Origin of the sequence: Pseudoalteromonas ardens (assembly GCF_030125445.1) — a bacterium.
Classification (GTDB): domain Bacteria; phylum Pseudomonadota; class Gammaproteobacteria; order Enterobacterales; family Alteromonadaceae; genus Pseudoalteromonas; species Pseudoalteromonas ardens.
In genome coordinates this window covers 118,957-138,749 of record NZ_JASJUV010000007.1, presented here as the reverse complement: position 1 = coordinate 138,749, position 19,793 = coordinate 118,957, and the positions used below count along the sequence as shown (strand labels likewise).

Genomic DNA, 19,793 nt, shown 5'->3' with positions numbered 1-19,793 from the left:
TAAAAGCGTGCTTGGCGCCTCGCAACCAATAATAACTCAAGAGCTTGATCTTGATCTTTCTAACACTCGTACAGCGTTTTGTTAGTCAGTTGCATAAACAAGCGATCCTCGTTCAATGCTTGCACGACACCTCTGGCTATATCACGAAGAGTAACCGGAAATAATCAATTACTCTGGTACTAACCAGACACCCATATATGGTGACGAAGACATGAAGATATTTTACAAAGATCTGGCAGCAAAAAAAATTGATAAACTGGTCATAAGCTCGCTTGATCTGGCGCTGTACCAGGCAATAGTAATAATAAAAGGTACAGAGCACATCGTTTGGAAAAATGAAAAAACAACATTATTAACCAGGAACTTAACAGAGATGCGAGAATACTTCGAGCAGTTTGATATCAATGAAATAACGCTCAGACAAGAAAGTGCTTACGATGAAATGATAGGTTCAGAACCAAAAAAGAACAGCAACAGGCTAGAAGTGCCACTAGGTAAAAGCCCTTACGCTTTACCAAAACACTTACATTGAACTTCTGCATGAAATATACAACTGCATCTCGTTGCTGCAAAGATCTACAAATTGCCTCACCAGTTAGGCTGCTGAATTGCCGCTCTCCGGCCGCCATTATTTAAAAACGAATACCTACCCCCGCAACAGTTCAGGGTATATCAAAAGGTCTCGTCGTTTACCAAACGTCTGTTTTAGTATACCTTTCAGTATGTTAGGATTGGCTAACAAATCAGCTATGTGAGTGTGGCCGCAACCCATGAAACCAAAATTATTTGTTCTGAAAATGCCGTTCGAAGATGGCCCTGGTAAAATGTGGATTTGCTCACATTGCGCATTAATAGAAGGGGCATTGTCGGTCAATCCGCATTGGCAAGAGGCTGTCGATGTTCGTCGCATCGATTTCCCAAAACCACGCAGTGAAGTTGTTGCGCTTTTAGGTGAAGACAAGCAGTGGCTGCCTGTTCTCGTTATAAATAAGCACAATACAATTACTGATCCGGTGGAGATAATAAATTACCTGGCAGCAAAATTTGGCGGTGCCAGCGTACACCCCTAATTCAGAGGTAATTACCTCAAGGCTGGTCCGGTTAGTTGTGGTTATTCTCCATACTGTATATAAGACTTATTACACAAATCGATTTTCCCAATCTTTGCTTGTTTAGAAAGGAGTTGCTGTTGGAAAAAGTACTAGTTAGTTCCTGCTTGCTTGGTAACAAAGTTCGCTACAATGCCAGCTGTTTGTCGATCCCCGACACCGATTTACAGTGGCTTCAATCAAATATGAAACTGGTTACGCTTTGCCCTGAAGTATCGGCAGGGTTACCCACACCCAGAGCGCCGGCTGAAATCATTGCAGGACAAGGCCTGGATGTACTCAACGGCTCAGCCAGGGTAGTTGAAAAGGATGGGACTGATGTCACAGCCCCCTTTGTTAAAGGCGCACAAAACGCGCTGGCACTGTGCCAGCAACAGCAAATAAAATATGCGGTACTGGCACAGGGGAGCCCTTCTTGCGGCAGTGCAAAGATTTACGATGGGACATTTACTGGTGTCAAAGTCGATGGTTCAGGCGTAACTGCGGCGTTACTGACCGGCAACGGCGTGCGGGTTTTCAGCCAACATACGATAGCCCAGCTGCGCGATTTACTGCAAACACATAGCTAGGCCACAGATATCGGCTTTGTGTTCAATATAAGCACATCCTACATTCAACGGTCAGATTCTCACCCGAGCTCATACTATACAATGCCATGCATCACAGATGCCAGAACAAAGAGAGCCTAAATTAGGGCATGCTCTAACTATCAAACTAAAAATAAAACAAAGTATTACATATAGTTAAGAAAAGCTCGCCACTAGAATAAACCTATTTAACTAGAAAATAGCTTTTTTATAAGACACCTGAATGACCTACGCTCTATGTTAATTGACCTATAACAGTACAAACTCAGGTGTTTTATGTCGCACAATTCCAGACGTCACTTTATGAAAAATCTTGCAGCAAGCACGCTGGCAGGTGCTTTTGCAAGCTCTGCACAGGCACAAATAATATTAACTCCCAGAGAAATGGAGGGCCCGTACTATCCCATAACTGTGCAAAAAGACAAAGATGCCGACCTGACCAGGGTTGCCGGAAAAACGGGTGTGGCTCAGGGCACGCATATTGAAATAGCGGGACAAGTGTTTGATCAGAATATGACTCCTGTCGAAGGTGTCACGCTAGATTTGTGGCAAGCCAATGCCTTTGGAAAGTATCATCACCCCCACGATACCAGCGAAGCCCCTGTCGATGAGCACTTTCAGGCGTGGGCCATAATCCAAAGTGGTAAACAAGGGCGATTTCGCTTCAAAACCGTCTTTCCCGGCGCCTACCCGCTCAATGCTCGTAGTCAGCGCACGCCACACATTCACCTGAAAGCGACAAAGCGGGGTTACGACTCCCTACTAACTCAGCTGTACTTTCCGGATCATCCGTTAAATCAACAAGATGGTCTTTTTAGAAGAAAAAGCGTGCAGGAACAAGCGCTGATGACAGTCAGGCAAACTGAACAAGAGAATCACTACTTGTATAACCTCATACTGCACAAAATTCCGCTTTAAACACCTTATGAATAATTAACCAATCCCATGTTAATGGATAAGCCCGTATCGCCTGTCGGCTTATCCTCCAGTCTTACTTCTCCATCAAAAAACAGCTAATGACCTGATTTAGTTAAGTTTTAAATCACCATTTTTTGAATAAATGCTCTAGTGAAAATCGACCAAAAACAGAAAAAAGGATGATTAAAAATTAAAAATCTACACATTTCTTCCTTATTTCATTCCTACACTAATGTTGGAATGGCAATTTTTTATTCCACACAATAATGACCTTTCTGACTGAAAGTGAGGAAGGCGATACACACTCTCAATTACGTTATATGTACAGCCATACCGGAGCGCTACCCAACCAGGTTTGGCTGTTAAGGAACCTATCCATGAAATCAAGACAATTTTGGCGATGGTTACTGCCCTTGTACTTATGCTCTGCACTGGCACAAGCGGACACCAACACACTACCCACACCACAGCAGTTAACCGCAAAAGTGCACAGCAGTAACCAGGTTGCACTGACCTGGCAGGCCCCCGAAGACACCAGCAATATTAAAGGCTATCGTATTTATCGTGATGGCAAACGTATTGCTCGCACCACACTGACCTTTTATCAGGATAACAGTGCCATGGCTGGGACTGAATACAGCTACTTTGTCCAGGCTTTTGCCAAAGGCAAAGACAAAAACAAGCTCATCAGCGATCCTTCAAACACTGAAACAGTGACCACCCTGTCGACCGACAGCAATGATGGCATGCGTAATGGCTCAGTGATCAATATTGGCATTGCTCGTCTGGTCGATTTGTGTGGCACCAATGATCTCAACGCTGTCCCCGATGACCAGCTGGACACCTGTATGGACAAAGTCATTGCGCACTATGAGTTGCAGCAGGGGCTGGAAGATATGCAGGCGTACGTTGCACGCTATCGTCGCCAGGAAGATCCGCAATTAATTGCCCTGGGCAAAAGGCTGTTTTTCAGTAAAGCATTGAGTCAGGATTACGATACTTCCTGCGCTTCATGCCATCACCCGGCGCAAGGCTGTGGCAGTGATGGCTTGTCCTTGTCCATTGGCGTCAATGCCGAAAACCCGGATGTGATGGGACTGGGACGTACCGATGGTAGTATGATCCCTTCTGTTGGGCGCAGTTCGCCTCAAATCTGTAACACCGCCTTATGGGTCAACAGCATGTTCTGGGACCAACGCGTTAAATTACGCCAGAGCAACCGGGACAGCGAAGTTGGCCTGGTATCAACTGCGCCGATTATGACACCTGAAGATGAGGTGACCCGGCTGATGAACAGCCAGGTTGCAAATACTGACCCGTTGCGTCTGCTGATGGCACAGGCCCATTTCCCGGTGACAGCCGCCGCTGAAATGGGCGATCCAAGCAGTTTTGAATCGCCGCAAGTTTACCGTGAATTTATCGCCTCTCGCTTATCCGATGAATGGAAAAGCCATTTTTCAGCAGCCTATGGTGATGAACAGGTAAACTTTTTGCGCATCGCCAGAGCCCTTGCCGCCTACCAGGCATCATTCCTGTTTATCGACAACCCGTTCTTCAACTATATAGAGGGCGATCTGGCCGGCCTGAATAATACCGAGAAACGCGGTGCCTTATTGTTTTACACCTCCGCAGGCTGCGCAAACTGCCATGACGGCGTGATGTTTACACCCGAAAAAACCCGCGGTCCACTGTACCCGCAAATTGGCCCGAACGCCGTGGCAGATGGCAATGCTAAAAACCAGTTCCGTATGCCCAGTCTGTTGAACGTCGGGATCACAGCCCCTTATGGTGACAAAGGTGTCTTCCAGACACTGGAACGCGTTATTGAGCACTATAATGATGTAACCGGCTCTCTGGAAAGTTTCTATCACAATGTAGAAACCTGTCAGCTACCTCAATTTCAACACCTGACGACAGAACAATGCCGCCAGATTGTAGGCGGCGGCGAGGACTTTGTGCTGACACTGAATGCTCAGAATCGGGCCATCTCCGACCGTAGCGACGAAGCAATCATTAAACACTTCACCAGTGATGAAATTCATTATCTGGCGACTTTCCTGCGCTCACTGACCGATCCTAATGCGGTGGCTGGCAGCAATGCCATAGAAGTCCTTATTCCACCTCGGGATGGAGGGCCTGATGGCCATCAATTTGATGCCATAGATAAAAACGGTAATTCACTTTAACCTCCCAACCAAAAGGGCTGCATACCGCAGCCCTTTTATAAAATCACATTAACTCGTCCGGCTAAGCCCTACATATAACTCTCTGCATCATAGAAAAGCGGCTTCAGCGTACCGCAATTAATAAACTTGTAAGTTAACTCACCTTCGCTGGGTACCCGCTTGGAAGCGCGGAACTTTTGCAGACAAGCGCCAGTTAAATCAACGAAAATCAGGTGATTGAAACTGGGCTTTTGCTGAATTTTATGCACATATATGCGCTCCGTTTTATTGATTTCTATGACGTCATACTCATGCCATTGTGAAGCCGGTTCCAATTTACTGAGCTTGCGAGCAAACAGTTTATCACTCAGTACCAGTTGTCGCTCGGGATACACCAAACGACCCCCACGCGCATAATGGCCCTCGTATACATCGGCCATAATCGTGACTTCTTCGCCGCGCTCAAGTCGCTGTAAATTAAATGGCTCAGGCTTAATGGTGATGAGTTTTGAGTCACGAACCAGGCTCAGAAAGGCCACATCTGGATTTTCCAAACGATATACCACATGTATGTCGCTGGGTAAGCTGTAGGATGGAAAGTTCGTGGCGTAAATACGAGAGCCTCTGTTCATCAAAGCCATCCCATGCTCCCCCTTATATGCGGGGTTAAGTGGTGGCGCTTGTTTTTCATCGGCTAAAGCAATGGCAGTAAAAAAGAAGGTCGCTATTAACAGAATCACGTGCATTGTCAGTGTCCTTGTGGTGTTTTCACTCAGTATAGCAAGCAATTACAAACACACTCGGACTTGACCGCCATAATCCTCTTTAGCCTCGAATATTTGCACATTGCACAAGACAACCTGTGCACAAATCCACTTCCAACCACCCGTTCAAGCAAATCAATACATAAAAAAGCCGCTCAGACAAAACCTGAGCGGCACATTATCAACGTTGCCAAAAAATGTATCGGTTATGGCTTAACCGGGATAAGGTTAAAGTTTTCTAGTCGACCTTCCAGATTGCGGTGCGCTTCAATCTCAGCGAAGAACGCCTGACCATTGCGTGTCGCTGGCTTAACGACGGAATAAAATACAAAGTTCAGACCTGCAACAACCTGTTGCTGTGCAGCCAGGATGTCATAGTGTACACCCACTAGAGACTCAATTTGTTCTGCAGCTGCTTGCTCTGCTTCAGTGAAATCATCACGCAGTGCAACACCGTCGAATGAACCAATAGGTGGCACAAGTACAGGGCGGCTTAATACACGCTCTGCGGTTTCAGTGTACTTGTCATCCAGCGCGTGGATCACGATAACTTCAAGCTTATTTACTTTTGCCACATCCGGTGCAACAACCGGCTCAACCAAACAATAAAACGCATAGTTAGTGCCGTTCACCAATTGCGACTGACCAGCCAATGGCGTGATTTTAACACCGTCACGCTGGTTGATGTGCTCAAACGCATTGATAAAGTCTTTGCTGAAATCTTTCGCCAGTACAACTGCGCCATAGGCACCCAGGTTATGAACTGTTTGAGACATAATAGTTTCCTTTTTATTTCCAGTAATCCCGCACCACGCGGGGCTTAATTAACTGGCCCTCAGTGTAGATGCGAATGATCCGCTTTGTGGTATCAGTTTAGTATCAGTTTAGTATCAGTTTGGTATCAGTTACCCAACCTTGAAACCTAAGTCATTTGGGTGAAAAAAAGCTGACAGCCTGTAGCATAATCTGAACACCTGAAGTGTTAACGGTATGTGGCAAAAGCCACCAATGGCTGCTAGCCTTTGATCCCAAATTCAGTGAGGAGCACGTCAATGGACGGCAGAGTGAAACTCAATTGTCATCGGCTTAAGGAACTTAGAAAAAGCCTGGGCCTGAGCCAGGAAAAACTAGCCTGCGCTTGCCAGGATCAGGCTTTGTGTGTGTCTATTGCTACACTGAAACGCGCCGAATGTGGCAGCCGCGTCTATTATCGCACCGCTGGTGACCTTGCGCGCTTTTATCAAATCCCGGTCGCAGAGTTGCTCAATGAGCAATCCAGTTAGTCCTCTGCAAGCCCACAGTCGCCTGCGATAACGGCCTCGGTAAACAACAAAGGGTGACAAAAATTGCTATGTTGGGGTAAATCTTGTACTCTTCCGGCCCGCATTCTTCAGAGTACACAATCATGAGCTTCAGCAGTCTCGGCTTATCTCCAGAAATCAATCAAGCCGTAGCCGATCAGGGCTACTCAACGCCAACCCCCATTCAGGAGCAAGCGATCCCCGCTATCCTGCAAGGGCGAGACATCATGGCGGCTGCCCAAACCGGCACAGGTAAAACCGCAGGCTTTACCCTGCCCATGCTGGAACTACTCAGTAACAAACCAAAGGTTCAGGCCAATCAGGTCAGAGCGTTAATTCTGACACCCACACGCGAGCTGGCCGATCAGGTATGGCAAAGTGTCGAGCTATACAGCAAACATCTGACCCTATCTTGTCAGGTTGTCTATGGCGGGGTCAAAATCAACCCACAAATGATGAAGTTGCGCAAAGGTGCCGACGTGCTGGTTGCAACACCTGGTCGACTGCTCGATCTGTACCAGCAAAATGCAGTGAAGTTTGATCAACTGGAGATGTTTGTACTCGACGAAGCTGACAGAATGCTGGACATGGGGTTTATTCATGATATCAAACGTCTGATCAAACTACTGCCACAGCGCCGTCAGAACCTGCTGTTTTCAGCCACCTTTTCTGATGAGATTCGCAATCTGGCAAAAGGCCTAATCCAGGATCCGGTTGAGATTTCCGTGGCACCGGCAAACAGCACAGCCAAAAGCGTGACTCAATGGGTTTACCCGGTTGATAAAAGTCGCCGCACCGCGCTGCTCAAACACTTGCTAACCACCCATGACTGGCAACAGGTACTAGTCTTTACGCGCACTAAACATGGTGCCAATCGCCTGGTACGGGATCTGGAGAAAAGCAAAATTAACGCGGCTGCCATTCATGGTAACAAGAGTCAGAGTGCTCGTATGAAAGCACTTGCGGGCTTTAAGAGTGGCGAGTTGCGAGTGCTGGTGGCCACCGACATCGTCGCGCGAGGCCTGGATATCCAGGAGCTGCCACACGTTGTCAACTTTGACTTACCAAATGTGTATGAAGATTACGTGCATCGTATTGGTCGTACAGGCCGTGCAGGCGCGACAGGCGAAGCCGTTTCCTTTGTCAGCGAAGACGTCGCCAGTGACCTGTTTGGCATTGAGAGACTGATCCAACAACTGATCCCTCGCGTTGTTGAGCCGGGCTTTGAGCCACAAAATCCGGTACCTGAGTCTAAGTTAGATACGCGCCCCATTAAGCCCAAAAAACCTAAGAAGCCCAAAAAGCCGAAAACCGATGCGGCTCAGCAAGGTGGGCAAAACGGCCAGGCCAACAAACCAAAAAGCAACCACAAAGTGCACTCTGGCAATGACAAGCAAGGCGCGCCAAAACGCCGCAGAAGACGACCGGCTAACAGTCAGAATAAACCGACGGGCCACAAACCGGCTGCACAGAAAAAACCCAGCCCGAATAGCGGAGCTAAGTAAGACGTTTAGCCCACTAACTTTGCAGCAAAACACGATGCCGCCGGGCAAGACACACCATCAGGTAGTCTGCCCCCGTGGCATGTTATACTTACCCTTTCAACCAAAAAGAAACCAGCTATGAGCACCTCCACGCCATTTTCCAGCATCAATTTGTCAGCTGCTTTGCAAGAAAACCTGACCTCTCTGGGTTACTACACTATGACCGACATCCAGGCTCAGACACTGCCACAGATCCTGGCCGGTAAAGACGTCATCGGTCAGGGAAAAACCGGCTCAGGAAAAACGGCAGCATTTGCCCTTGGCCTGCTCCATAACCTCAGGGTTAAGCGCTTTCGGGTGCAGGCACTGGTTGTTTGTCCCACCCGGGAGCTGGCAGATCAGGTCGCCGTGGAGATCCGTAAACTAGCACGTGCCATTCATAATATTAAAGTGCTGACCTTGTGCGGCGGCGCCCCGATGGGACCACAAATAGGCTCACTGGAGCACGGCGCACACATTGTGGTTGGCACACCCGGGCGCATTGAAGAGCATTTGCGCAAAGGCCGCCTGTGCTTAGATGAGGTCAATACCTTTGTGCTGGATGAAGCCGATCGCATGCTGGAAATGGGCTTTGAAGAAGCCCTGGATTGTATCGTGTCACACTGCCCACAACAGCGCCAGAATTTGCTATTTAGTGCCACTTACCCGGCGAAAATCGAACAGCTGGTTGGCCACATTATGCGAGACCCGGTTAAGGTTGAAGTCGTCGCACAACATGATCACAGCACCATAGAGCAGCATTTCTATGAGGTGGCCGATAACAACGAGCGTGACACTACGCTGCATAAATTGTTAAAACAATTTCAACCCAACGCTGCAGTGGTATTTTGTAATACCAAAGCACAATGTCAGGACATCAGCGAGATGCTTCAAAGCTATGGTTTTGACTGCGCGGCCCTGCATGGCGACCTGGATCAGAAAGACCGGGACAAAACCCTGGTACGCTTTGCTAACCGTAGCTTAACTGTGCTCGTTGCGACCGATGTTGCAGCACGAGGCATAGATGTGGACCATGTCGACATGGTGATTAACTACCACATTGCCCATGACCCTGAGGTACATGTACATCGTATTGGCCGTACCGGTCGCGCCGGGAAAACCGGGGTAGCCTGCTCGCTGATGAGCTACAAAGAATCCCACAAGGTGAATATGCTGGAAGACTACCTCGACTTGCGTATTGAACCCACTGCACTGCCGGGCGAACAGGTACTCTCAGCTCAGATTAATCGCGCGCCTATGGTCACGATACAAATTGATGGCGGCAAAAAAGCCAAGTTACGCCCGGGGGACATTCTTGGGGCACTGACTGCCAACCAGACCTTACAAGGCGATCAAATCGGTAAAATCAAAGTCACCGCCATGTCCTCCTATGTTGCGGTGGAACGCAAATACGCCAATCAGGCAGTCAAAATGATCAGTGAAGGGAAAATGAAAGGCCGCAATTTCCGGGCCCGAAAACTTACTCGCTAACGATAATATTGCTGTTAAGTGGTGGCGGCTCATCCATTGAAGCCGCCACCTCTCTCTCAAATTTGGCCCAACCACAAAGACACGATTGCGAATTATTTTCATTTACTATTTCCATTACAGTTTTGTTATGATATAACACACGAACTGAATGATTGGAGAAGAAAATGAAGCCAGATATCCACCCTGATTACCACTTAGTTGCCTTTCACGATACCTCGGTAGACAAGTATTTCATTGTTGGCTCTACCATTAAAACCGACCGCACGGTAGAAGTAGACGGAGTGACTTATCCCTATGTGCCTATCGATGTGTCGAGCGAGTCTCACCCGTTCTACACAGGTAAACAGAAACTGGTTGCCAGCGATGGCCGTGTTGCACAGTTTAATCGCCGCTTTAAGAATCTGGCTGGTAAAAAAGGATAATCACCATGAAAGTGCTAAGCTCACTAAAAAGTGCCAAGTCTCGTCCAGGCTGTCAGGTAGTCAAACGTCGTGGCCGTGTTTACGTGATCTGTAAGGATAACCCGCGCTTTAAAGCAGTTCAGGGCAAGAAGAAAAAACGCTAACTAACAAGTTTGATACAGCCGGCTCGTTAAGCAGCCGGCTGCCTGCAACGCCCGCCAGTATCACTCACCACCGACATGAAGCAAGCAATTGCAACACGACAAAGCAACCACTCTAGCTGCGCAAATGGCAATACCAGGACGCTTGCAAGCTGACTGATGCAGCTGGCTGGTTTCCAGTTTCCCCAATAACACTGTGGACATAGCTTAGAGATAGCCCGGCGCCATAAGGTCCTATGTACAACGAAACGGCAGTACGTACTCAGCCCTGCAACCACCTAGGTTGAGCAAAGTAAAAGTTTGTAAACATTAACGGTACATTAAATCAAAACTAACAACCGGGGTCTACGCTGAAAGAGAAACAACAAAAAAGGACCTGTAATTATGGTAAAAACTGCACATCAACGTACTCCTTCTGACGTCACCGTAGACATGAACCCCATGCTGGATATCGTATTTATTCTGCTGATTTTCTTTATTGTCACCGCCAGTTTTGTCAGAGAAAGTGCTCTGCCACTCAACCGGACGGAGCAAGCGGTCACCTCTGTGGTACCAAACCTAACGCCGGTATTTTCGATCGATGCTAAGAATCAGATTTACCTGAACAATCGGCAAATCGACCTCGACAGTGTCAGTATTAACATTGCCCGTCTCGGCGCAGAAGGGGATATCACCAGCATTAGTTTGCGAGCACATCCTGACAGCCAGCATGCCACGCTGGTTGGTGTACTCGATGCCATCAAAGCCCAGACCAGTGCGCCCGTCTCTTTGGGTGAAACACTGAACTAGACTCAATGCTAACCCGGCAAACCTGTCGGGTCACCTCACTGTTTTGCGACCTGTACATACTTAAACCACTTTTGCTGTATGCCTGCCAGTTTGCCGTTACTGCTGATCACAGCAAAGCCTTCCCGATAGCGGGCCACCAGGTTGGGGTCGGAGTCAATATTAAAGGCAATACTGAGATTGGTATTGAGCTCTGTCAGCTCTGCAACTTTGTTTAGGGTGCTGAAATCCATACCCGCCTTGTTCGCTCGCTGCCAGATGGTTTCTTCGGTACCTACCACCAGGTCCAGGCGATCTTTTTCCAGCATTTGCAGTAATTGCTCTTCATAACTGAGCGGTTTGAGATTTGAGAACTGTTGTTTAGCTAGGTAGTGGGCAACATTAGACCCCCGCAGTACAGCCACCCGATGCTGTTTAAGCAAAACCAGGGCGTCCGATTGCACGGGAAAGCGACGCTTCAGGCCCCATAAATAAATGGGGTCTGTCTGCACTTCCCCTATCCAGTGAAACAGCGGACTGCGTGCCTGAGTATGAACAATAGAGTAAATGAGCACATTCTCGGTCGTGACCGCGGTCTGATAGGCCCTCGCCCAGGGCATGACGGTAATATCCGGCACATCGCCCACCTGCTGGCACAAAGCATGCACTACCTCAGTCATAAAACCGCCTAACGAGCCATCCTCATTTTTGATTTGATAAGGGTACAGATATTCAGTGACCACCTGAACGGTTGCGCCACTGGCTGGTCGCCCGGCGCTGAGAGACAACGCCAGACACAAGAACAACACCCACTTCATAACGCCCCCGGTACAACAATGGCCTTATTGTTAGTCTAGGGGCTCAGGTTATTATTGCAAATTACGCATTATTGAATACCAGATGTGGTCAGGGTTACTGCACCTTCTTCCAGATTTCCCGCTCCACAAACTTGCCATTTTCGTACAGCTCATGGTGCCACAAATCGCCTTCCACTTTATAACTGAAGGCCATGGTCCTGCCCAGCAAAGAGGTGACGTTGCCGTACTCATAGGTCTCAATAAACCTGTCTCCCTTCAGCACATAGGTGCCACCGCCAGCGTATTTGAACTTTCCCTGGCTCTGGGTGATATAGCTATGATGCGTGGGCGTGATTAACTTCACTGAGGTTAATTCCGGGGCTTTGGCAGACACAATGCCCTCTTCCGTGGCATATTGCCCTTCAACAAACTCCCAGCTACCCAGTAATGGATTAGCCAATGCCGAGCCGCTCAGCAGCGCCGTTAAGATCAGAGATTTCATAGTAGTTCCTTGAATAACATAATGTACTTATGAGTTTTACATACCTGAGCCGGAAAAACAGTTGAGGATCTCTCAAGTCGGTACACGCAGCATATGGCCTGCCTAGAGCATCAAGCGCCCAGATACACCAGCCCTAAAATGCACATTTTTTACTCACCCCATGAAATAGACCTGGTGGTGTTCAGGTCTTGTTATCAGACCCTGACTCACACACACGAGGCTGATATGAGCACAGCAAACACATCTCTTTGCGCACTAATTCTGTTCACCCTGACGGCATGCGGTGGAGGCGGCGGCGGTGACACAAGCCAAACCAGCGCCAGCAATAATACGAGCAATGAAACAAGTACAGATACATCAAGCGATACAAATACTACTAATACGTCAGACAATAATGCAGGGAGCTCAGACGACAACACGAGCACAGACACAAGTACAGACACCACTGACACTGTGCAAGCCGAAGATACGGTAACGTACCAGCTTACCTTTACCAGAACCTGGGAAGCCGACAACTTTCCGACCAATTTCCCGAGGAATTCACACTTCTCCCCCCTAGTCGGTCTGACACACAATGCAGACGGCTTCATCTTTAAGCCCGATACTGAGGCATCAGCTGGCATAGTTAGCATGGCTGAAACCGGTTCCAAATTTCAGCTTAAAGAGGAAATTAGCGCTATCCAGAATACCGGGAATTCCAACTACCTGATTGACGAGTCGGGTGTGTCAGGCAGTGCCAAAAGCGTGACTTTTACGTTTGAAGCAAGTCAGGCGTTTTCGTTGCTCAGTGTGGTGTCTATGGTTGCCCCCAGTCCCGACTGGTTTATCGGCCTGGAAAGTTTGCCCTTGTTCACAGACAATCAATGGCTTGAAAGTCAGACGATCCAGCTGAAGGTCTATGACGCCGGCAGCGACAGTGGCACACGTTTTGGATCAGCCAATCAGGCTACCAGCCCGGCCGAACCCATAATGCTGCTGACAAGCGACCCCACGGACAGCGACTTTTCTGCTGGTGTGCACAGCGACTCAGGCGCCTATATTGGCATGATCGAACTAAAGCTAATGCAATAATATCGCCACTGTCTTTTTCTCAGGCGGGCAGGCTGTGATCTTTAACACCTGCCCGCCCCACCTTCCTAAGAAGTCAAAGTAAGCTTATTTTTCATATAGTTAAACAAGATGCCTAGCTCTTGTTGAAAAACATACCCTGTTTATCCTTATCGATCAGGACACCTTTGTGCCAGTGCGTTGTTATAACCGGGCTAAAACAACAAACGGCAACGCACTAAGGGGCAATATTATGAAACTCTCCTCTTTTATACTCTGTACCACCTGTCTGGCACTTACTGGATGTGGCAGTGATAACACCGTAACTCACGCCTCAAAACCTAAATCAGCAGCAATGCCCGTGTCGCTCAGTGAAACAAAAGAAACCATTCGCTTTGATATCAATACCGACTATCAAAGTTTGCTTGATCAGGTCGTCGCGGCCGGGCTAACCGGGGTATCTGTATATGTTGCCACGCCCGGCTGGTCCGCAACCTATACCAGCGGTCAGGCCAACCAGGACACTCAGGCCCCGCTGAATCCGCAACATCTGTTCCGCATTGCCAGTAATACCAAGAGCTTTGTTGCTACACTCACTCACCTGATGGCAGCACAGGGGCAAATTGACCTGGATAGCAGTATCAACACCTATCTGCCAGACGACATTACTGCCCGACTCCCCAATACCAGCTCCATCACAGTGCGCCACTTGCTGCGACACACCAGTGGCCTGAAGGATTATCTGAGCGTCCCACAGTTCTGGCACAAAACAAAAGCAGAGCCCGATCAAGACTGGCAAGTGACTGAAATGCTGAGTTATGTTTATGATGAACCCGCGCAGTTTGAGGTCGATAGCCGCTTTGACTACTCCAATACAAACTACCTGCTACTCGGGATCATACTGGATGACGTGCTGGGCTATGATCTGGCGATTGCAATCCGTCAACAGATACTCGAACCACTGGGTATGACCGAAACCTATTACTATCAGCGGGAACCTCTGGGCGCTGAGCTGGTTCACGGCTATGAACTGGAGGAAGGCACACTAAAAAGCTATCGGCACATTAAACTGGGATATCGTGCGGCAGATGGCGGTATGGTCAGTACACCCAAAGATCTCAGCCGGTTTTTCAGCGCCTTTGGCAAAACCCAGGCTCCGTTTACGGCTGCGATTAAAACGCAAATGCTCAATAACCTGAATACAATGGATACAACCCGGGAGTATGGGGCCGGCATTGTACGCAAAACAGAGCACAGTACTTTTGCGTCGTTGTCAGGCAAAGTGGCCTACATGCATGGCGGCTACAATAACGGTTATATATCCAGAAGCTATTATTACCCACAAGAAGACGTGAGCATCAGTGTGTTCTACAACCGCGTATTTGACCGTCACACAGAGCAGGACAAACATAAGATGGTTGAGAATTTTCGTGAAGCATTGCGCGCCAAAGTCTTCGCAGAACTATAAACACGCTAGCAGCCGGTGCTCAAACCGGCTGCTCCCTCACGCCTGACAGAGCCAGATCAGCAGATGACCTCAAGGGACACATCGCTGTGACGCTCCAGATTCAGGTAAGGATCAATCGCCGCAGTCATGAACGCGTTAATCTTGCCATCATAATGATGATTTTCAACCGCCCCATTTTTTGACACTGTGATCAGATCCAGTTTTTGTACCGGCGCTTCGAAGTCGGCATTCGCCAGATCAAACCACACAATATTCAGCGTTCGGGCATTACTGAAATAATAAGCAGGTTCACTGTGACTGGCGTAAGTGGACCACAGCGTATTTGAGATATTCGGACTGTCACTAACCGTAAAGTTGTAACCCAGCGGTACAGACGCATTGGCAGCCACAGTTCTGGCCTGAGCCAGTGCGTCATCAATATGCGTGGGCGCGTCCATATGGTGCAGATAGAACGTTGCACGTTCAAATCGATCCGTCGAAAAAGCGCCCCCCGGGATGGTGTGGCTTGGGTTGCTGTTTTCTGCAGACCATTGCCAGGTCCAGTAATCATTGATTTTTAACTGCTTATCAAAGCTCGGCTCATTGGTCATTATCTGATAAGCGCTGCTTTCATAACAAACAAACTCCCCGTCTACCACTTCAATGATGGCGGAATTGCCAGTGACATCTGACACAGAGAGATGTAATTGCGCCGGTTTACCATCGCTGTTGGGGACCGCTGCGCCCACCAGCAAGATATCCTGTTTACTAAACGCCTTCACAACTTCTTTTACAAAAACAAAGTTATCCAGCACATACTGTACCCACCGCAACACACTCAGCTGCTTTTTATGTGTACTGAAGGATTCCTGAGCATAGCTGGCACCAGAGTCATACAGCACATTCGCCATTAACCCCATAGAGTTTAGGCCATCCGAGGCGGCCCAACCACTGCGATCATCGCCGACCATGGCCACGATGCTGCTATACGCCGAGCACCATTTGAGCGCTTCATCCATACAGCCATCCGCTCCCGACAGGCCAGTTTTACTCAGCCCCTTATCAAACGCAAAGAAGCTGGTTGGGAGTGGATACATCCAATCCATATTACGGGCTGTCGCCAGATAGTCACGCTGGCAATTATTAAATACTCGGGTACACATCTCACACCTCATTGTGTGCCATGGCTATCGTTTGATAGCAGGCTCTGTAGTTCTTTTCGCAGATACTAATCTGAGTTCACTCGTAAAAACATTACGCAGGATTACAGCCCGGATCGGGGAATTTACCCGTCAGGTTGAAAATCTCTCATTTGCACTGTTCCCATAAACACGATTTTATAGACCTCTTTTTGATCGGTATTTCAGGGAAATGATCGCTATGATAGTTCGATTCAAGACTTTGCTGTGTGGTGTGATTACAAGCGTGCTGATGTTATCTGCCAACATCGTCAGTGCGAAGGACCAGGCACCCATTTTGATGCCTGTCCCCGCTTCACTGGTACAGTCAGCGCAAGCTCTGACAATAGATCGTCCTCTAGTATTGTCGCTCACCGGTCTATCTTCGCAGCGCAGTGCCTTCGTAAAGACTTATTATCAACAGCAGTTCTCTGATTTTGGCTACCAGGTTGCACCTGTCACCTCAGGATCGGCACTCCCCATCAATGTCACAGTGCAAGCACCGCAAGCCAGTACAAGTCAGTACCCCCGGCTCAACCAGAATGAACACTATCAATTGCGCATCAACAACACAGGTATTGATATCAGTGCCACCTCTGATTTTGGCGCGCTGCACGCACTTTCAACCCTCAGCCAGTTACTCTATTTTGCCCGTGACAGTCGCGAACTGGCTCTGTTACAAATAGACGATAGCCCCCGTTTTCCCTGGCGTGGACTGCTGCTCGACAGCGTCCGCCATTTTCTTTCTATCCCGGCGATTGAACGGCAGCTACGCGGCATGGCTGCCGCCAAACTGAATGTATTTCACTGGCACCTGACAGATGATCAGGGCTGGCGATATGCCTCAGCAGCTTATCCAAAGTTGCATCAACTCGCGTCCGATGGTCAGTACTATACGCAGGCCGAAATCAAGCACATCGTTGAGTACGCCAGCAACCTTGGTATCCGTGTGGTACCTGAATTTGATGTACCCGGTCACGCCTCAGCCATTGCGGTTGCCTACCCTGAATTGATGACACAGGTGAAGCCCTATCAGATGGAAGATGACTGGGGCATATTTGAGCCTTTGTTAGACCCCAGCAAACCTGAAGTGTACGTCTTCATTGATGCAATCGTTGCAGAGCTGGCTGAACTCTTCCCGGACCCCTACTTGCATATTGGCGGCGATGAAGTACACCCAAAACATTGGCAAGATAGCAAGCGGGTCCAGGCATACATGCGCACGCATAAACTCAACACCTCCGCTGACCTGCAAGCGCATTTCAACACGAAAGTGCAGGCTATCTTGCGTCGGCATAACAAAAAAATGATGGGCTGGGACGAAATATTTCATCCCGCACTGGACCAGGATGTGATGATCCAGTCCTGGCGTGGCAAAGCGAGCCTGAGCCAGATTGCCGCACAGGGGTACCCGGCGTTGTTATCCGCCGGATTTTACATCGATCAGCCTCAGCCGACTGCTTACCACTATCGCAATGAGCCATTGGATACCGGTCTGCCCACAGCACACCCGCTCAACGACAACGAAGCCATTCAGGCCTGGGATTTCACCATGCCCAGGCTCAAAGGCAGTGCCGTGCGTGGCAAACTGGTGCTGGTGTCCTCTCAGCAAACACTGAATCATGTATACCTGCAGCTCAATGATCGTCCCTTTAAACAAGCCCGTCTGGATAGCCGCCTAGTCCCGCCCGAAGCGGGCTTATCACGACTCAACGCCACCATCGACAGCTGGATGGGCCCAACCCGCGCGGAGCTCACACTGAACCCTGAATCAGGTTTAACGGGCCGGATCCTGATCGGCAATGCTGTCTATCCGGTAACGGGAAAATTGGATACACAGTTTACCCGGGCAGACTTTACCAATATGCCTTTCCAAAGCGCAATGAGTACGCAGACACAACACAATATCCTGGGTGGAGAAGCGACTCTCTGGAGTGAACTGGTTACCGAACACAATCTGGATGTGCGCAGCTGGCCACGCCTGTTTGCTATCGCAGAGCGTCTGTGGTCTGCACGTCAGTACTCGGACCCCACAAACATGTACCGTAGATTGTTGCCCATCTCTGACTTTGCCGATGCCATCGGCCTGCATCATCAAAAGCAGTTCAGACAGGGGCTCAAAAGGCTACTGGCAAAGCACGATAGTCCACACAACCTGGCTTTATTGATGCGCTTTGCTGAGCAGCTTGAACCAGCCAGCTACTACACGCGTCATCATATTAAGTATCAGCAAGGCTTGTATCATCAAAATGCACCGCTGGACTCTTTCGTAGACTACTTACCTATAGAAAGTCATACACTCATCACACTAAATCAAAAGCTTGCTCAATTTAAAGGTGGAGAGAAAACGGCACTAGAAGACATCTTGCGGATACTTCGAACCTGGAATGCAGATTATGCAGATTTAACGACGCTACTCACTAAAACGCCAAGTTTGAGGGCACTTCTACCACAGTTGAAGCTTGCTAAAACCAGCAATGAAATTGCACTATCAATCGCCAGACGCTGTAAGATCCAAACCCCAATTTCTCCGTCAGAAACGCGCCTGTTGATTGCCACACTCAGAGAGCCGCAAAGTCAGATGCAGGAGATAGTGGTTGCATCGACGCTTTTTACCGAGTCTTTGCTCGCGACATGCGGAGACCCAGTTCGATAGGCAAAAAGTGGATATAATGCCAATTCCACTTACTATCTGTTCAATTTGAAGGAGTAAATATGACGCTAGCGGTTACAAACTTCTTATTTAGAACATTGTCTCGCCTACAGGGATGTAGGTGCCTCAGCGATAGCAGGACGCGAGTGTGGTGTTATCGAGCCTGGATTATCACCTCAAAATAGAGCACTTAATTGAGCAAATTGGTATAAATTTGGACTGAAAGTCACCGTTATCGCAATTCACATCATCGGATGGTTTTGACTTAGCTATGCAGGTCAGTCGGCAGACTGGCCTGCAATGGTGGATTTTTATTATTAACGGTTAATGTACGTCCCGCGATATAACCACATTGAGTCCATGTTCTCATTGTGATTGACTAACCCCACTCCTGTCACGACCGAAGTGTTACCGGATGCAGGTGGGAAGTAAGATACTTCTATACCACCACTACCCGGGTCATAACAGGTCTTTGATTGGTCATTCGACTTAACACCTGTTCCATAATAAATTCTGGTGCCTAAATTACCTTGACTATCAAATTTGCGATAACTCACCCTCAGAGCAGCAATATCGTCCGAGCCATTAATCCGCCACTCCATGCCGGTAATTGCGATTTTGTCTTGTGTATTTACATACTGGCACTCAAGCTCATGACTAGGTTTGCTGCCATAATTTGTACTCTCTAGCGGACCAAACTCACCATTACCGAGTATCTGGCGGTACCACAAAGTGATTGTTGTTACCGTCGTCTTGCCAGCACGGGCACCAATACCAACCAATACATGATCCGCCAGCAGCTCTGGCATTTGGGGTTGCTCTGGTACCATGGTGGCACGCTCACCGTATTTGTACACGTCTACGTCCGTGATGTAGTAACCTGAGTTATAGTCATTTGCATACACAGTGGATGCACTCAGCATGACCAAAGATGCTGCAATTGTTTGTACGCTTTTCATTAAATTTCTTCCTTATAAAATTAAA

At 48.5% G+C, this 19,793-nt stretch carries 20 protein-coding genes; 14 read left to right on the top strand and 6 right to left on the bottom strand.

The annotated features are described in order from the left end of the window. Window positions 1–211 precede the first annotated feature (211 nt). The 5 genes from QNM19_RS19210 (at window position 212) to QNM19_RS19190 (ending at window position 4,800) form a co-directional block, all read left to right on the top strand. Window positions 212–532: a DUF6482 family protein gene (locus QNM19_RS19210; protein WP_049863638.1), complete on the top strand. Its 321-nt coding sequence runs from the start codon at window positions 212–214 to the stop codon at window positions 530–532. Between the two features lie 238 nt (window positions 533–770). Beyond that, window positions 771–1,070, top strand: coding sequence for a DUF3088 family protein (locus tag QNM19_RS19205; RefSeq protein ID WP_049863637.1), 300 nt, complete (start codon window positions 771–773; stop codon window positions 1,068–1,070). Window positions 1,071–1,189: 119 nt separating this feature from the next. Next, the gene (locus tag QNM19_RS19200) at window positions 1,190–1,678 is read left to right on the top strand and encodes a 2-thiouracil desulfurase family protein (RefSeq protein WP_049863636.1); all 489 of its coding nucleotides are present in this window, start codon (window positions 1,190–1,192) and stop codon (window positions 1,676–1,678) included. 294 nt (window positions 1,679–1,972) lie between these two features. Beyond that, the gene (locus tag QNM19_RS19195) at window positions 1,973–2,614 is read left to right on the top strand and encodes a dioxygenase family protein (protein ID WP_082225363.1); all 642 of its coding nucleotides are present in this window, start codon (window positions 1,973–1,975) and stop codon (window positions 2,612–2,614) included. A 377-nt stretch (window positions 2,615–2,991) separates the two neighbouring features. Beyond that, window positions 2,992–4,800, top strand: a complete 1,809-nt coding sequence (locus QNM19_RS19190; protein WP_049863634.1) for a cytochrome c peroxidase — start codon at window positions 2,992–2,994, stop codon at window positions 4,798–4,800. Window positions 4,801–4,868: 68 nt separating this feature from the next. On the opposite strand, the gene QNM19_RS19185 is transcribed toward QNM19_RS19190, so the two are convergent. Both QNM19_RS19185 and QNM19_RS19180 read right to left on the bottom strand, forming a co-directional pair. Then, a complete protein-coding gene (locus QNM19_RS19185; protein WP_284027101.1) occupies window positions 4,869–5,525 on the bottom strand; it encodes a hypothetical protein in 657 nt (218 codons plus the stop codon). A gap of 224 nt (window positions 5,526–5,749) precedes the next feature. Then, on the bottom strand, window positions 5,750–6,319 hold the full coding sequence (locus QNM19_RS19180; RefSeq protein ID WP_010384181.1) for a hypothetical protein: 570 nt from the start codon (window positions 6,317–6,319) through the stop codon (window positions 5,750–5,752). A 276-nt stretch (window positions 6,320–6,595) separates the two neighbouring features. Between QNM19_RS19180 and QNM19_RS19175 the strand changes: the two genes are divergently transcribed. From QNM19_RS19175 to QNM19_RS19150, 6 genes are all read left to right on the top strand, one after another. Further along, window positions 6,596–6,826, top strand: a complete 231-nt coding sequence (locus tag QNM19_RS19175) for a helix-turn-helix domain-containing protein (protein WP_049863632.1) — start codon at window positions 6,596–6,598, stop codon at window positions 6,824–6,826. 122 nt (window positions 6,827–6,948) lie between these two features. Beyond that, the gene (locus QNM19_RS19170) at window positions 6,949–8,349 is read left to right on the top strand and encodes a DEAD/DEAH box helicase (protein WP_284027100.1); all 1,401 of its coding nucleotides are present in this window, start codon (window positions 6,949–6,951) and stop codon (window positions 8,347–8,349) included. Window positions 8,350–8,466: 117 nt separating this feature from the next. Continuing rightward, entirely contained in the window at window positions 8,467–9,858 is a 1,392-nt protein-coding gene (dbpA, locus tag QNM19_RS19165; protein WP_049863631.1) for an ATP-dependent RNA helicase DbpA, read from the top strand. A 164-nt stretch (window positions 9,859–10,022) separates the two neighbouring features. Further along, window positions 10,023–10,280 carry a type B 50S ribosomal protein L31 gene (locus QNM19_RS19160; protein ID WP_010384175.1) on the top strand — a complete coding sequence of 86 codons (258 nt, stop codon included), beginning with the start codon at window positions 10,023–10,025 and terminating at the stop codon, window positions 10,278–10,280. Between the two features lie 5 nt (window positions 10,281–10,285). Beyond that, window positions 10,286–10,423: a type B 50S ribosomal protein L36 gene (gene ykgO, locus QNM19_RS19155; protein WP_046003577.1), complete on the top strand. Its 138-nt coding sequence runs from the start codon at window positions 10,286–10,288 to the stop codon at window positions 10,421–10,423. Between the two features lie 381 nt (window positions 10,424–10,804). Beyond that, window positions 10,805–11,209 carry an ExbD/TolR family protein gene (locus tag QNM19_RS19150; protein WP_049863630.1) on the top strand — a complete coding sequence of 135 codons (405 nt, stop codon included), beginning with the start codon at window positions 10,805–10,807 and terminating at the stop codon, window positions 11,207–11,209. Between the two features lie 35 nt (window positions 11,210–11,244). Here QNM19_RS19150 and QNM19_RS19145 read toward each other — a convergent pair whose 3' ends face one another. Together QNM19_RS19145 and QNM19_RS19140 are read right to left on the bottom strand one after the other, a co-directional pair. Continuing rightward, complete coding sequence (locus QNM19_RS19145; protein ID WP_049863629.1) at window positions 11,245–12,003, bottom strand: substrate-binding periplasmic protein; 759 nt, start codon at window positions 12,001–12,003, stop codon at window positions 11,245–11,247. A 94-nt stretch (window positions 12,004–12,097) separates the two neighbouring features. Beyond that, window positions 12,098–12,484 carry a hypothetical protein gene (locus QNM19_RS19140; protein ID WP_049863628.1) on the bottom strand — a complete coding sequence of 129 codons (387 nt, stop codon included), beginning with the start codon at window positions 12,482–12,484 and terminating at the stop codon, window positions 12,098–12,100. A gap of 225 nt (window positions 12,485–12,709) precedes the next feature. Here QNM19_RS19140 and QNM19_RS19135 point away from each other — a divergent pair, with 225 nt between their 5' ends. Together QNM19_RS19135 and QNM19_RS19130 are read left to right on the top strand one after the other, a co-directional pair. Next, a complete protein-coding gene (locus tag QNM19_RS19135; protein WP_197094243.1) occupies window positions 12,710–13,555 on the top strand; it encodes a spondin domain-containing protein in 846 nt (281 codons plus the stop codon). A 229-nt stretch (window positions 13,556–13,784) separates the two neighbouring features. Next, a complete protein-coding gene (locus tag QNM19_RS19130) occupies window positions 13,785–14,999 on the top strand; it encodes a serine hydrolase domain-containing protein (protein WP_049863627.1) in 1,215 nt (404 codons plus the stop codon). Between the two features lie 56 nt (window positions 15,000–15,055). On the opposite strand, the gene QNM19_RS19125 is transcribed toward QNM19_RS19130, so the two are convergent. Then, window positions 15,056–16,141 carry a linear amide C-N hydrolase gene (locus QNM19_RS19125; RefSeq protein WP_049863626.1) on the bottom strand — a complete coding sequence of 362 codons (1,086 nt, stop codon included), beginning with the start codon at window positions 16,139–16,141 and terminating at the stop codon, window positions 15,056–15,058. 217 nt (window positions 16,142–16,358) lie between these two features. Between QNM19_RS19125 and QNM19_RS19120 the strand changes: the two genes are divergently transcribed. Next, window positions 16,359–18,812, top strand: coding sequence for a family 20 glycosylhydrolase (locus QNM19_RS19120; RefSeq protein ID WP_049863625.1), 2,454 nt, complete (start codon window positions 16,359–16,361; stop codon window positions 18,810–18,812). Between the two features lie 314 nt (window positions 18,813–19,126). Here the strand turns inward: QNM19_RS19120 and QNM19_RS19115 are convergent, their stop codons facing one another. Further along, a complete protein-coding gene (locus QNM19_RS19115) occupies window positions 19,127–19,768 on the bottom strand; it encodes a hypothetical protein (RefSeq protein WP_049863624.1) in 642 nt (213 codons plus the stop codon). Window positions 19,769–19,793: the final 25 nt, after the last annotated feature.

What these genes read in the sequence shown, in the direction of transcription:
- QNM19_RS19210 (WP_049863638.1), top strand. Translation starts at nt 212, where the DNA reads ATGAAGATATTTTACAAAGATCTGGCAGCAAAAAAAATTGATAAACTG.
- QNM19_RS19205 (WP_049863637.1), top strand. Translation starts at nt 771, where the DNA reads ATGAAACCAAAATTATTTGTTCTGAAAATGCCGTTCGAAGATGGCCCT.
- QNM19_RS19195 (WP_082225363.1), top strand. Translation starts at nt 1,973, where the DNA reads ATGTCGCACAATTCCAGACGTCACTTTATGAAAAATCTTGCAGCAAGC.
- QNM19_RS19190 (WP_049863634.1), top strand. Translation starts at nt 2,992, where the DNA reads ATGAAATCAAGACAATTTTGGCGATGGTTACTGCCCTTGTACTTATGC.
- QNM19_RS19185 (WP_284027101.1), bottom strand. Translation starts at nt 5,525, where the DNA reads ATGCACGTGATTCTGTTAATAGCGACCTTCTTTTTTACTGCCATTGCT.
- QNM19_RS19180 (WP_010384181.1), bottom strand. Translation starts at nt 6,319, where the DNA reads ATGTCTCAAACAGTTCATAACCTGGGTGCCTATGGCGCAGTTGTACTG.
- QNM19_RS19175 (WP_049863632.1), top strand. Translation starts at nt 6,596, where the DNA reads ATGGACGGCAGAGTGAAACTCAATTGTCATCGGCTTAAGGAACTTAGA.
- QNM19_RS19170 (WP_284027100.1), top strand. Translation starts at nt 6,949, where the DNA reads ATGAGCTTCAGCAGTCTCGGCTTATCTCCAGAAATCAATCAAGCCGTA.
- dbpA (WP_049863631.1), top strand. Translation starts at nt 8,467, where the DNA reads ATGAGCACCTCCACGCCATTTTCCAGCATCAATTTGTCAGCTGCTTTG.
- QNM19_RS19160 (WP_010384175.1), top strand. Translation starts at nt 10,023, where the DNA reads ATGAAGCCAGATATCCACCCTGATTACCACTTAGTTGCCTTTCACGAT.
- ykgO (WP_046003577.1), top strand. Translation starts at nt 10,286, where the DNA reads ATGAAAGTGCTAAGCTCACTAAAAAGTGCCAAGTCTCGTCCAGGCTGT.
- QNM19_RS19150 (WP_049863630.1), top strand. Translation starts at nt 10,805, where the DNA reads ATGGTAAAAACTGCACATCAACGTACTCCTTCTGACGTCACCGTAGAC.
- QNM19_RS19145 (WP_049863629.1), bottom strand. Translation starts at nt 12,003, where the DNA reads ATGAAGTGGGTGTTGTTCTTGTGTCTGGCGTTGTCTCTCAGCGCCGGG.
- QNM19_RS19140 (WP_049863628.1), bottom strand. Translation starts at nt 12,484, where the DNA reads ATGAAATCTCTGATCTTAACGGCGCTGCTGAGCGGCTCGGCATTGGCT.
- QNM19_RS19135 (WP_197094243.1), top strand. Translation starts at nt 12,710, where the DNA reads ATGAGCACAGCAAACACATCTCTTTGCGCACTAATTCTGTTCACCCTG.
- QNM19_RS19130 (WP_049863627.1), top strand. Translation starts at nt 13,785, where the DNA reads ATGAAACTCTCCTCTTTTATACTCTGTACCACCTGTCTGGCACTTACT.
- QNM19_RS19125 (WP_049863626.1), bottom strand. Translation starts at nt 16,141, where the DNA reads ATGTGTACCCGAGTATTTAATAATTGCCAGCGTGACTATCTGGCGACA.
- QNM19_RS19120 (WP_049863625.1), top strand. Translation starts at nt 16,359, where the DNA reads ATGATAGTTCGATTCAAGACTTTGCTGTGTGGTGTGATTACAAGCGTG.
- QNM19_RS19115 (WP_049863624.1), bottom strand. Translation starts at nt 19,768, where the DNA reads ATGAAAAGCGTACAAACAATTGCAGCATCTTTGGTCATGCTGAGTGCA.